The 12,766-nt window shown below is 39.1% G+C and carries 11 protein-coding genes; 5 read left to right on the forward strand and 6 right to left on the reverse strand.

Annotation, left to right across the window (positions count from 1 at the left end):
- Window positions 1–191 precede the first annotated feature (191 nt).
- Window positions 192–2,255 carry a putative porin gene (locus DX873_RS07480; RefSeq protein ID WP_181899451.1) on the reverse strand — a complete coding sequence of 688 codons (2,064 nt, stop codon included), beginning with the start codon at window positions 2,253–2,255 and terminating at the stop codon, window positions 192–194.
- A gap of 138 nt (window positions 2,256–2,393) precedes the next feature.
- On the opposite strand from DX873_RS07480, the gene DX873_RS07485 reads away from it, so the two are divergent.
- The 4 genes from DX873_RS07485 to DX873_RS07500 all read left to right on the forward strand — a co-directional run bounded on the left by DX873_RS07485 (window position 2,394) and on the right by DX873_RS07500 (window position 7,620).
- The gene (locus DX873_RS07485; RefSeq protein WP_116183847.1) at window positions 2,394–2,990 is read left to right on the forward strand and encodes a ribonuclease HII; all 597 of its coding nucleotides are present in this window, start codon (window positions 2,394–2,396) and stop codon (window positions 2,988–2,990) included.
- A gap of 29 nt (window positions 2,991–3,019) precedes the next feature.
- Window positions 3,020–5,473: a ribonuclease HII gene (locus tag DX873_RS07490; protein WP_116183848.1), complete on the forward strand. Its 2,454-nt coding sequence runs from the start codon at window positions 3,020–3,022 to the stop codon at window positions 5,471–5,473.
- Between the two features lie 130 nt (window positions 5,474–5,603).
- A complete protein-coding gene (locus tag DX873_RS07495) occupies window positions 5,604–6,935 on the forward strand; it encodes an OmpA family protein (protein ID WP_116183849.1) in 1,332 nt (443 codons plus the stop codon).
- Between the two features lies 1 nt (window position 6,936).
- The gene (locus tag DX873_RS07500) at window positions 6,937–7,620 is read left to right on the forward strand and encodes a TapB family protein (protein WP_116183850.1); all 684 of its coding nucleotides are present in this window, start codon (window positions 6,937–6,939) and stop codon (window positions 7,618–7,620) included.
- 79 nt (window positions 7,621–7,699) lie between these two features.
- On the opposite strand, the gene DX873_RS07505 is transcribed toward DX873_RS07500, so the two are convergent.
- The 5 genes from DX873_RS07505 to DX873_RS07525 all read right to left on the reverse strand — a co-directional run bounded on the left by DX873_RS07505 (window position 7,700) and on the right by DX873_RS07525 (window position 11,582).
- The gene (locus tag DX873_RS07505; protein WP_116183851.1) at window positions 7,700–8,650 is read right to left on the reverse strand and encodes a TolB family protein; all 951 of its coding nucleotides are present in this window, start codon (window positions 8,648–8,650) and stop codon (window positions 7,700–7,702) included.
- A gap of 260 nt (window positions 8,651–8,910) precedes the next feature.
- Entirely contained in the window at window positions 8,911–9,747 is an 837-nt protein-coding gene (locus tag DX873_RS07510) for a hypothetical protein (protein WP_116183852.1), read from the reverse strand.
- Between the two features lie 179 nt (window positions 9,748–9,926).
- On the reverse strand, window positions 9,927–10,643 hold the full coding sequence (lipB, locus tag DX873_RS07515; RefSeq protein ID WP_116183853.1) for a lipoyl(octanoyl) transferase LipB: 717 nt from the start codon (window positions 10,641–10,643) through the stop codon (window positions 9,927–9,929).
- A 32-nt stretch (window positions 10,644–10,675) separates the two neighbouring features.
- Window positions 10,676–11,416 (reverse strand): hypothetical protein, encoded by a 741-nt coding sequence (locus DX873_RS07520; RefSeq protein ID WP_116183854.1) that lies wholly within the window; start codon window positions 11,414–11,416, stop codon window positions 10,676–10,678.
- Window positions 11,417–11,426: 10 nt separating this feature from the next.
- Entirely contained in the window at window positions 11,427–11,582 is a 156-nt protein-coding gene (locus DX873_RS07525) for a YqaE/Pmp3 family membrane protein (RefSeq protein ID WP_116183855.1), read from the reverse strand.
- Between the two features lie 91 nt (window positions 11,583–11,673).
- On the opposite strand from DX873_RS07525, the gene DX873_RS07530 reads away from it, so the two are divergent.
- Complete coding sequence (locus DX873_RS07530; protein WP_116183856.1) at window positions 11,674–12,723, forward strand: response regulator transcription factor; 1,050 nt, start codon at window positions 11,674–11,676, stop codon at window positions 12,721–12,723.
- The last annotated feature ends 43 nt before the right edge of the window (window positions 12,724–12,766 follow it).

The raw sequence follows: 12,766 nt of genomic DNA on the forward strand, positions 1-12,766 counted from the left end.
AAAAAAAATTGGCCCAAATCGACCAAATTTAACCTCTGTCCAAACCCAGCCTTATCAGCTAAGCGGGTGCAAATATAATCAGGTTATTTTTTCTCCGCAAATAGTTTTGAACTATTTTTTTGCTTTAAAATTGAATAAAGTTGCAAAATGCTGTTTTTCAGATGCAACTTGCAAAATAATTCTTGTCTTTTTTATGAAAAGAAATTCCAGACCAAACCAAATCGGATAACAAAGTCCCTGTAGGGATAATTGGGGGCAGAATAATAATTGGGTTCGGAAAAGATAGAATTTAAGTGTTCTGCCTTTAGGTATATCCTTGTCTGCCTCACTTTTGCATTAATAAAGACATCCATTAAAGGGTATCCGCCAAATTCTTCATTGTTTTGAATATAAAACTCTCCCAACAAAGGGTTGTAAGCATTCATATTATATGAAGTAAAATATTTAAAGGTGACCCCTGTTTGCAAGAACATGGCCTTTTTGAAAACATCACTGGAAAAATAAATTGTATTCCGGGTTACCACTTGGGGAAGGTTGAGTACTTGCTGGTCCTGGGTAACGTCTTGATATAGCACAGTATTGGCCAAGGACCATTTTCTCCACTTGAACTCCTTAAAGTATTTTACGCGCAAATGATTTATTGTGGCGGTTTCTTGAACAGGTCTAATAAAAGCGGTTTCCTGCCCCGCATCAATCTGGTCCTGCGTAGCGGTTGAGGCAAAGTAGGTGTAATTGTCCAGAGCACTATATTCGGCTTCAATTTTTCCAATCAATTTTGAATTCAACCCAAATTTGATGGTCTGTGTTTGTTGCTTCTCAAAAGTATCCGTATTCTGCCAATTATAATTTCGATAATCGCTTTGATAAAGTAAGTAGTTGAAATCCGGCATACGTGAGGATATGTGAATCCCCCCAATGACCGAAATGTTATCGTTGACCTTATAGTCGGCTATGGCATTCAGACTATTCCCGGTAAGCTCTCCGGACAAGGTGTAGTTTAGACCTCCTTCCAACATCAACCGTCCAAATCTTTTGATATACTTACCCCCTAAAACAATCTCTTCTCCCTCCAATTTATTTTGGATCGTATTTCCTTCTTCTGTAACCAATATACTATTAAAGAAGTAATTGTAATTATATAGTCCCAAACTACCCGAAAGTTTCCCAAGAGTCCTGTTGGAAAACTCTAAAGTTCCTTTATTGAACATGGTCTTTAATCGAGCCCTATCTTCTATTGGAGTTAAAAAAGGGTCTGAACCAAAGGCGTTATTTTGAGAGGTCTGCACAAAATCATAAAATTTGGTCTCGTAATTGAATTGGTGCCCTAAAGTAAGTGTGGTAGGTTCCTTATCTTCGGAATTTCTTTTAGAATTGACCAATCTATATTGTTGGTCCAGATAATAGCGTTTTCCCAATATTCTGGTATTGGCATCTGTATACCTAACATCCAATCTAAATCTATCATCAAAATCACCTAATGGGTCATCTTCAAATTGAGCACGATTTGATATTCCTCCATTTTCTTCAGCTTCAAGATCTTGAGCTGCTATATGGCCTCTTAACAAATACCTTTCATTTTCGGTACTATAATTAAATGTAGTGCGAAAGTTACCTGCTTGTGTCTGTTCAAACCGATATTTTCCCAAAGACCGGAATCCTGTATAGGCAATTGAAGCATTAAATCTTTTGGAAATATTGAATGCCAACACAGCATCCAACATCTGGCCCTGCTCCATTGTGGTCTTGAACATCAATTCTGTCATAGGTGTGGGGACATTATAATAGTCAATGTCCTCAACCTCAAAATAGTTGGAGTGTTTTGCCGTAGCCCCAATACGAGGGTAATATGGTCGGTTTGAAAAAGTCCTTCCCAAGACATTGTACTGCTGCCCCATATTGGCGAAGGGCATCAGCTCAAAATCATCTTCCCGTATATAGTTGTACTTATATTCTTTGTGAATGGTAAGGGTAGTGTCCAAAAACACGGTATCCCGTTGAAAAGAAATAATCTTATAGTCCCTTATACTAACAGAATCCTGTTTTTTCTTTTTCTCTTTCTTTTGCCCAAACTTTTTAGGCTTTAGGGAATCTTTGGCTACAGAAACAGGTCTCAGGGAATCCTTTTTTACCGTATTGACAGAATCAATGCTCGAAAGTTTTAATGAATCCACTTCTTTTTGGGGTGGGAGCGAATCCTGTTGTGCTATGATGGATTGACCCAATAAAAAGAGTAGGGCAAAAATTGATAACCTCATTCCATGGTATTGGTCTGGCAAAGGTATAAGTTTTGTTTCTAAAGAAATGTGAAAAATTAAGGTCGGAGAAATACAAGCAATATTCTTGATAGGTTTTATAAATTTGATTCACACGTACAATTGTCGTTCTGAAGCAATATGCTCAAAGATTTCTATAAATTTTCCGACGAAGCCGGGACCGATGAAGCCGGACGAGGATGTTTGGCCGGGCCGGTTACAGCCGGGGCCATTATTTTACCAGAAGGATTCAGCAATAGCATCTTGAACGACTCCAAACAATTATCCGAATCAAAACGAGAATTGCTTCGCCCTATTCTAGAACAGGAGGCAGTTACCTATGCGGTATGTCATGTTTTTGAGGATGAAATTGATAAAATCAACATCCTCAATGCTTCCTTTTTGGCCATGCACAGGGCTCTGGACAATCTATCGAAAAATCCAAAATTTATTCTTGTTGATGGCAATCGATTTAAACCTTACCCTTCAATTCCGCATGAATGTATAATAAAGGGAGATGGGAAATACATGAGTATAGCCGCAGCCTCAATTCTGGCCAAGACCTATAGAGATGAATATATGGCCAAGATCCATGAGGAATTCCCCATGTACAATTGGAAAAAGAACAAAGGATACCCCACCAAAGAGCATCGGGAGGCCATTAAAAAGCATGGATTGACAAAATACCACCGAAAAAGCTTTAGGCAGCTTCCAGAACAGTTGTCATTGGATATCTAAAACCTCTAAATTTGTGTCAAACTTCAACCATGAGAATTAAGGCACTGATCTTTCTGTCCGCTTTTTTGATTTTTTCTTGTAAACCTGAGACCAAGACCCAGGATTCTTTATTGGAACACCTTCCTCCAAATCCATCCTTGGTCATTAAAATCAACAATCTTGCAAACTTTAAAAGTGAGCTGAAGAACAATGACTTTTTGCAGAAGACCAGGGCCTTTCCGGTAAACACCGATTTTGTGGAAAAGCTTAAGGGATTGGACCATGTAAAATCCGACTCCCCATTGATCCTCGGTTTTTATGAGATTGGCAAGGACGATTTGGACTTTGTTTTGATTTCTTCAGACCCTTCGGATTTTATGGACGTTGAGGGAGTTTCCAACAAAACCCTGGAAACCATAACGTACCAAAATCAAAATATAACCAAACATAGCCTAGAGGACCTTGAGGTATTCAGCACACCAATCAAAGGAAGTATGGTGCTAAGTTCTTCCCAAATGCTGATGGAAAATATGGTAAGGGCAAAAGCTAACAATCCTGTAGCTCCATCATTAAAAAAATTGTACGAGACCATTTCTTCAGATAAATCGGCAACTCTTTTCTTGAACATGCGTGAAAATCCCTATCTGCTTTCACCAAATGGTTCAAGTGAAAATGAAAAACCACTTTCGGAATGGGCTTCCCTGGATTTTTCAGCAAATTCTGATGCGGTCTCTTTGAATGGTGTTGCCATGACTTCGGATTCCACTAAAAATTTCATCAACCTTTTTAAAGGAACGGCCCCTCTGGCTCACAAGACACCAAAGTTTGCCCCTTTGAATGCCCAGGCCATTGTATCATATACTTTTGATGACTATCAGGTTTTTGCCCAAAACCAAAACACCTATCTGGACAGAACAAAACCCATTGATTCACTTTTTAATACGATAGAGGAAGTCGGGGTCATTTTTTTGAACAATCAAAAAGCTGTACTTCTCAACTCTTACGGCACCGATGGTCTCTCCACTTTCCTTGAAAACAATAAAACCACTTCGCAGACCTATCAAGGTAGCGAAATCATACAATTACAGAACAAGCATTTGCTTACCGAAGGGTTCAATCCTTTAATCAAGGATTTTGAAGCAAATTTCTGTGCGGTTCTTCAGAACAGCTTCATTTTTTCAGAAAACAGGGAAACACTTCAAACCATCATCAACAATTATCGCAGTTCTTCTGTTTTTGAAAATTCAGAGGTGTTCAGCACCGCTAAATTGGCTATGGCCAATGAGTCCAACGTTTTGTTTGTATCCAATGCCTCGGGAATCAATCTTTTTTCTGAACAAAACCGAACTCCAAAGTTTTTGGCACCTGCAAAACAAAGTGATCTAAAGGATTATTCCTTTGCTTCCCAAATTGTATCGGATAAAGATTTTGCCCACTTTAACTTAATGGCCTCCAAAATTGGCAAAGTGGCCAAGAGCAATACGGTCACACCTCTTTTTACCCTGGAATTGGAAACCGACCTGGCCATATCCCCTCAGTTTATTAAGAACCATAGGACCAACAAACAAGAGATTGTGGTACAGGACCAAAACAACATTTTGTACCTGATTTCAACGGAAGGAAAAGTCCTTTGGACAAAGCAGCTTGATGGCAGAATACAGCCTCCCATCCAACAGGTTGACATCTATAAAAATGGAAGATTACAACTTGCTTTTTGTACCAATAACCAATTTATGATCATTGATCGTAACGGCGACGATGTACCCCCCTTCAAAATTGATTTTGAGGGAGGCAATCTCAATCCTTTGGCCATCTTCGATTACGAAGAAAAAAAAGATTATCGTTTTGTTATTACCCAGGGCAGAAAAATATTTATGTACAACAACAGGGCGCAAATTGTTTCTGGATTCACCTTTACCGAAGCTCCTAGTGCCATAATTTCTGCTCCTAGTCATTTTAGGGTAGCCAATCGGGATTATTTGGTATTCCAATTGGAGGACAATTCTGTAAAAATCCTGCACCGGGTAGGTAAGGAACGTATCAAAGTTGCCGAAAAAATAGATTTCTCCGACAATGGTGTATTCCTGTACAAAAACAAGATATCAATGACCAATAAGAAAGGAGTCCTCCATCAAATTGGAACCAATGGAAAATTGACCGCTACCAACTTCAATCTTAGTAAAGATCATGGCATGTACGCTACCAGCAAAACATTGGTCTTTATGGATGACAACATTTTGAACATCAAAGGAAAAAAGGTTGAGTTGGACCTTGGGGTATATTCCAAACCAAAGATTTTCTACATCTACGATAAAATCTATGTAAGCGTTACGGACATTCAAAGTCAAAAAATTTACTTGTTCGACAGTCAGGCAAAACCCATCCCAAACTTCCCGGTATTTGGAAATTCTCTTATTGACATGACCGACATGGACAACGATAAAAAATTGGAATTGGTCGCCAAGGACCAGGATAATTCCCTGATTGTTTATAAAATGAATTGACCATCCCATAAAGGCAACTTATACAATGGTTTGGGCTAACTATACATCTTGCCCAAATCTGAAAGGTTCTTTTTGTAGATTTAATTGCTTGTCCTTAACTTAACAAGCACACTATCAAAACACTACAAAAATGAAAACCTCATCTATAAGCAAGATTGTACTTGCAATTTTGTTTACCCTCGGATTTGGCCTATCAGGCAACGCCCAATTCTTCAAAAAACTGGCCAAAAAAGCAGAAAAAGCTGCAGAACGAACGGTAGAACGCCGTGTTGAGCAAGAAACCTCAAAAAAGACGGACCAAGCTTTGGACAGCATTTTGGAGCCTGGGTCGGGGGGAAACAAACAAACTCCCAAGACTCCTCAGCCGACAGGTGGAGAACCCAATACTCAAGGTGGACAGTCCGGAAGTCCGCAGAATACGGGTGCACCAGATTCCCAAGGAACCAAATCGATTCAGGTGTACAGTAAGTTTGATTATGTTCCCGGCGATAAGCAGTTGTTTTTTGATGATTTTGGAAACGAATTTGTTGGCGATTTCCCCTCAAAATGGAACACCAATGCCGGTGGGGAAGTGGTTACTTTAGGTGATTCTCCTCAAAAATGGTTGGGACTAAAATCAGGGTACAATATTTACTATATACCCGATGTACCCACATTACCCGAGGAATATACCGTTGAATTTGATATTGCAGCTGTTGGTTTGGATAGGCAAACTTCTTCTACCGCCCAACTTGCGGTTTACCTGAGCAACGATGACAAGTTTGAACAAGGGTCCAATTTTGCCTTTGCGGAAATCCCCTTTTGTCAATATGCTGCCATAGGCGTAACCGTAGAAAACAGAATAGCCAACAAACGTGAAATACGCAGTACAGTAAAAGCTGATTTAAGAGATGAGATTTTAGACTATCCCCATGTATCCATTGCGGTCAACAAGCAACGGTTCAGACTATGGATAAATGAGGTGAAGTATATCGATGTTCCAAGACTGATTGCGCCGGGAGCCGTATTGAATACGGTAAAATTTCACGCCAACGGTTTCAAGGATGGAAAAGAGCAGATATTCATCGCCAATCTAAAGGTGGCCGAGGGCGGCGTTGATTTAAGGAGAACGTTGATTTCCGAAGGAAAAATCTCCACCAACGGCATCCTTTTCGATTCCGGTTCGGCCAATATCCAGCCCCAATCCATGGGCATCATACGACAAATCTCCCAGGTATTGTTGCAAGAAAAAACAATGAAACTAAATATTATTGGACATACTGATGCCGATGGTTCTGAAGAAAGCAATATGAAATTGTCCAAAAGTCGTGCAGAAGCCGTCAAAAATGCCTTGGTCTCTGTCTACGGAATCGATTCCAGTAGATTAACAAGTGAAGGCAAGGGTGAATCTGAACCTGTGGGCGACAATGGAACTCCAGATGGAAAAGCACAAAACAGAAGGGTTGAATTCATAAAGCAATAACATGAAAAAAATAATATATGCCCTTCTTATCAGCGGGCTCATTTTTGGTCAAAGTGCCATTGCACAAACGGATTGCAGCAAGTACTATCCAATTTCTGATGGTGCCAGATTTGAAATTACGTTGTACGGAAACAGAATGAAAAAGGAGGGTAAAGTGGTATATGCCGTTAAAAATGATGGTGGGGACAAGGTTCTTTATTCCATGGAAATGTATGATAAAAAAGATGTACTCCTTACTGATTCCACCTACGGAATGCAATGCGAGGCTGATGGTGTTTCCATCGATTTCAAATCTATGATGAGCTCTGGTTTTACGAGTAGGTTCAACGATATGGAAGTGGACATCACCGGAAACAATATTTACCTCCCCAATAATCTGAACGTTGGTGACGTACTCCCAGATGCAGAAATGGAAATTACTGTGACCGGGGCACCCATTGGCATGACATCCACCATGAGAATGATCAACAGAACAGTTATAGGCGAAGAAAACATTACCACTCCCGCCGGTGAGTTCTCCTGTTTGATCCTGAGTTATAATACCGAGATGAAAATGGGCATTAAAAGTATGGGCTACACCAAACAGTGGCTTGCAGAAAACGTGGGCATGGTCAAGACTGAAGATTATAATAAGGAAGGCGGAAAATTAAGAAGTATCAGCTTGCTTACATCTTATCAGCAATAGCCATAAAACCCAGGAAAATCCTTTTTAAATTCCCTGGATTAGAAGTTTAGATGATTACCTTGAAATCTTAATTTTCAACTTATTTTTTGGTAAGTCTTAGCTCACCATCTCCGTCGCGATTGATTAGAAAAATATCTCCCTTATCTTTTTTGCCAAACCTATAAGATGAAAATGCGATTCTACTTCCGTCAGGGGACCAACTTGGTAATACATCACGGTCATTATTAAATGTAATTTGACTCTGATTAGTACCATCCGAATTCACGGTGAACAGTTCGTAGTCTCCATCCCTATTTGAAACGAATACAATCTCATCATTTACAGACCAATCTCCATGTATATCATCAAATTCATTATCCGTCAATTGTGTTAATTTCTTGGTTGCCAAATCCAATACGTACAATTCGAAATTGCCAGTCCGATTACTTTGAAATAAAACTTTTTTGCCTTCTGGCGACCAAACTCCGTATCTATCAGCAGAAGGATGATTAGTAAGGTTTACAGGATTGGTTCCATCCGTTTGGATCAACATTATTTCACTATTTACATCTTTGCCCAGACAGTTGGCACAATACAATAAACTCTTCCCATCTGAGGAAACCCTTGGAGATATGTTAAAAGAAGTTGAATCCGAGTCATAGGTAATTCTTGCAAAACTTCCATCTGTCTTAAGTGCAAAAATTTCGGACCCTCCAAAACGTTCTGATTTTCCATAATCTGAGCTTACATAAATGGTTTCATCAATGGAAGAAAAGTCACTCCACCATTCATTATGATAGGTCTCAGTCAATCTGGTGAGATTGGCCGCATCTGGAGAAATAGAATAGAGTTCCGCGCCCTCAGGGTCATGCCTATAGGTATAAAATAAAATCTTGTTACCGGTTTTCATCCACCTTGGAGCAGTGTCATATACTAAAGTGTCCGAGGATACCTCATTTACCAATTCTGCGCCTTTCGAGGTCTTCTCTTTGCACCCAAACAGTACAAAATGTGCAAGGACAATCGGTAAAATTTGTTTAATTAATTTCATATGGTATATGTAATTTTTAAGACAAGGTCTTCTTTAATAGGACAAATCCAACAGGAATTGAAGTTATACAATTCCATCATAAATTTTTGATAAAACTAGGCCGGTAGTTTGGATGTTCACTTATCGTTCTAGTATGACAGTCAGTTGCGGGTTTATATATATTAATATTCGGTTAAGCACTGACTTTAGCAATTCCCAGTGAATTCGGACGTAGTCGAATCTGTCGTAATTGCGGTTATACATTGTTGTACGTAGTGATTTCATTCAATTGTATCTTTTACATAAATTATTTTCTCAAAATATACTTTCGCAGTCATACTATCAATTTCGTTTTCCTTAAATGGTCCATGAGAATATTCTTCCATATATCCTCTCAAAAGTTTTTTTCCCGGATTTTTAAACCAAGCTCCAAAGATTGCTACGTGTCCATATCTTTCAGGGTTAATATCAGTAAACCATTTTTGATTAATTGTGTCAGTTTTTAAGTTTTCAAAATGGTCTGTTCTAATGATACTGTCATTTGGAAAAGGTGAATTGAAATTTTCACTTTCGCTGTGTAAAAAGACTCTGATTTGAGAATCATAATCTCTTATTCGACGAGAATTACAAAATACAACTCCACGAATTGGTTCATTTAAGTAGATAGTGTCTTTGTTAAAATCGAAAACATTGTAGTCAGTTGCACGTGTTCCTATAGTGTCATTTACAAATTCTTTTTGTTTAAAAATGGAATCTTGGTCTCTCCAAGCTAGCGTATCTCCTTTTTTATTGAGAAACCAAGCTCTATTAATTCTTGAATGTCCGTCTATCACAAACCATTCTCTAATTTCCCTTAACTTTCCATCATTGGAATATAAGTTCCAAATTCCGGATGGTTTTCCGTTTTTTTGGATTTTACCTTTTTTAAAAATTTGTCCGTTTCTGTAGAAGTAAAAAAGGCTATCAGTGTTTTCAAGGATGACTCTTTTTTTGAAAGTCAAATTTTTATTGTCAGGATAGAATTCAAGCTTTTCATTCAGTTTATTTTCCGACTGATTTTCTTTACAAGCTATAAAGATTAATGGTAGGATAAATATGATAAGTAGGTTTTTCTTCATTGCGTACAACTATAAAGATATGAATCGTTGTAATGATTTATATCCAACGATACTGAAACAAGTCCGCCCGTGCCGTTGGGACGGGTTCAGCACAGATAAGTGAAGTTACAGGTTTTTGGTTTAAAAATCTAACCTAAATTGACAAGGAGTTCCCACACATTGATGGATTAAACTAAGAACTACACCTCGCTCTTTTGAGAAGTCAATTCCGCTTCAAAAAGCACTTGAAAATGTTTTAGCAGTTTTTGTTTCACTTCCTCCATATCTACCTCCTGTTTTCCCAACTCCACATTTAAAGAAGTAACTGCCTTGTCTTTTATCCCGCAGGGAATCATGAGGTCAAAATAGCCCAAATCCGTGTTTATATTTAGGGCAAAGCCATGCATGGTGACCCAACGGCTGGCCCGCACACCCATGGCGCATATTTTTCGGGCAAAGGGAGTTCCAACATCCAACCAAACCCCAGTTTCTCCATCGGAGCGTTGGCCTTTGAGGCCATACTCCGCCAAGGTTAAAATGACCATTTCTTCCAAAAAACGCAGGTATTTGTGGATATCCGTGAAAAAATTGTCCAAATCCAAAATGGGGTAGCCCACAATCTGCCCAGGACCATGATAAGTTATATCCCCTCCTCTATTGATCTTGTAAAAAGTAGCCTCTTTTGCTTTAAGTTGCGCCTCGTTCACCAAGAGGTTATTAATATCTCCACTTTTCCCCAACGTGTACACATGGGGGTGCTCAACAAAAAGAAAATGATTGGGAGTCTCCAGATTCGCCGCTTCTCTCCTATTCTTGATCTTTGCATCAACAATCTCCCGGAACAACTGCTCCTGATAATCCCAGGTTTCCTTGTAATCCCGTTGACCTAAATCTTGAAAAGCAACTTTTTTGTTCATCCTGCAAAGATACGAAGACCTCTGCCCCTAAACTAGTCTTCCAGTTCTACCTCGAGATCCAGAATGGCAGGGTTTTTCATGAGATCCATAAAACCAACCTCATAAAACAAAGTTTTACCATCAGCACTGAAGGTGGCCCCTTCTGCATTGGTAGACTTTACCCTTCTTGGAAAATGGTACTTTAACTTGTACGTGGATCCGGAAAGAAACATTTCTGCTCCTTGCATACTGTCCAGGCTCTGCTGAAACTGTTCCTCGTCCAAAATTTTTGAAGTTCTGGTGAACGTATTTTTCTTGAAGGAATAGGTCACCTCAGAAGTAGGTTCTTCCGAGGCCATAGGTGCAGGCTGTTCCTGATCGTTGTTTGGACCAAATGAACTGGCTCCCTGAAACGCATTAAATGCATCATTTACCTCACTAATGTCCTTGAACTCGCCAAAAAGGTCAAATTTCATCAACTTTTCCTCGGGGTTCATGACCATATGCATTTTATACGGCTTTAGACGTTTCAACTTGGCTTGTTCTTCAGGAGATAACTGTGCAATACTGTCCTTTTTCTCTTCAAGTAGGTCTTTGAATGAAATTAGGGAGTCTACGGCTTTCTCGTCGGTTTTCATCATTTCTTCCCCCGCCATTTCCATGAGCTCAGAACCATCAAAATTGATGGAAAGTTTACCTGAACCATCTTCCTCCAAAAAAATTTCTTCGGTAAAATTGCATGACGAAGTTAGGGCAACGGCCAAGGCCACTACCAAGATTTGGATTTTTCCCATGTGGTTGTTTTTAGTTAGTGTTATTTAAAATGACAAGTGCTCCTATTACACCGGGCACCCATCCACAAAGGGTTAAAAGTAACACAATAACAAAAGAACCACAACCTTTTCCGATGACTGACAAGGGTGGGAAAATTATAGCCAATAAAACTCTCCAGAAACTCATGGTTTGATTTTGATCGATGATACTTATATGTCCCAAAATTGATGGATTTGTTACATAAAAAACACTTATTTTAGTTTGAATATCATCCGTTATGAGGATTTGTTTCTTTTTGGTCCTAGCTTTTGCCCCCGTTCCAATTTTTGGGCAGTACAGTTTCTCTGGAGAAGTGTCCCAAAGCAATTCTGGGAATGCCATTTACCTTTCTTTGGTTGAGGACTACCGAAAATCTTCACGAATTTATTTGGATCAGATTGTTAGCAAGTCGAAAGTGGATTCACTGGTTTTTTTTCAGTTTGAAGGGGACAATCTATCTCAAGATAACCGAATCTACCGTATCCATCTGGATGGTTGTGCAGAGGATTTTGAGGCCGGACACTTTTTGGGCCAATGCGACCACAGTAAAAGCGTACTTTTTATAGCCAACAATAACGATACTGTCCAATTCCCTACTTCTTTTGAAGAACAGTCCCTGTGCACCATCAATTCCACTAACACAAAATCTTCCTTGTTGTTGGAAGTGGAACTGCTAAAAGAGGAAATGGTGTTCGATTTTATGGATTTTCCCAGCGAAACCAATAAAAAACTCAACCTGGAAAAATGGTTTTCTACCCTTCATGATTTTGGCAAAGCCTCCAATGAGCCTTTGGTTGAACTTTATATTTATGATTTTCTATCGGACAAGCACAATGAAACCTATGGTTTCTACCTAAAAGATGTATCCACCAATACATACTATCAAGATTTGTTGGGTCGACTTCAAACTACTTACCCCAACACAGAGTTTACTACACAATTTGAAGCAGAAATAAGCACAGACCGACAACTGGCTTCTTTTAATGGGTCCAAAACTTGGGATTGGAGATGGATTTTGGCAACACTTTTGATTTTGTCGCTTGCAGGGAATATTTATTTTTTGGTCACTAGAAATGCAAAAACAAAGACCAAAACAAACGCACTGCTCCAAAAACTTACCCCTCAGGAGCAAAAAATAGTGCAACAGATTCTTCAGGATAAGAGCAATAAAGAAATTGCAGCAGATTTATTTGTGAGCCACAGCACCGTAAAGACCCACATCAACAATCTCTATAAAAAATTGGAGGTTTCTTCCCGGGAAGAAATTGTCTCCATTTTCAAAAAATAAAGAAATACAATCTTTTTTAAAATTTGCTTGTCATTCCGAATGA

It is taken from the genome of Flagellimonas nanhaiensis, assembly GCF_003382275.1.
In the GTDB taxonomy this organism is placed as follows: domain Bacteria; phylum Bacteroidota; class Bacteroidia; order Flavobacteriales; family Flavobacteriaceae; genus Flagellimonas; species Flagellimonas nanhaiensis.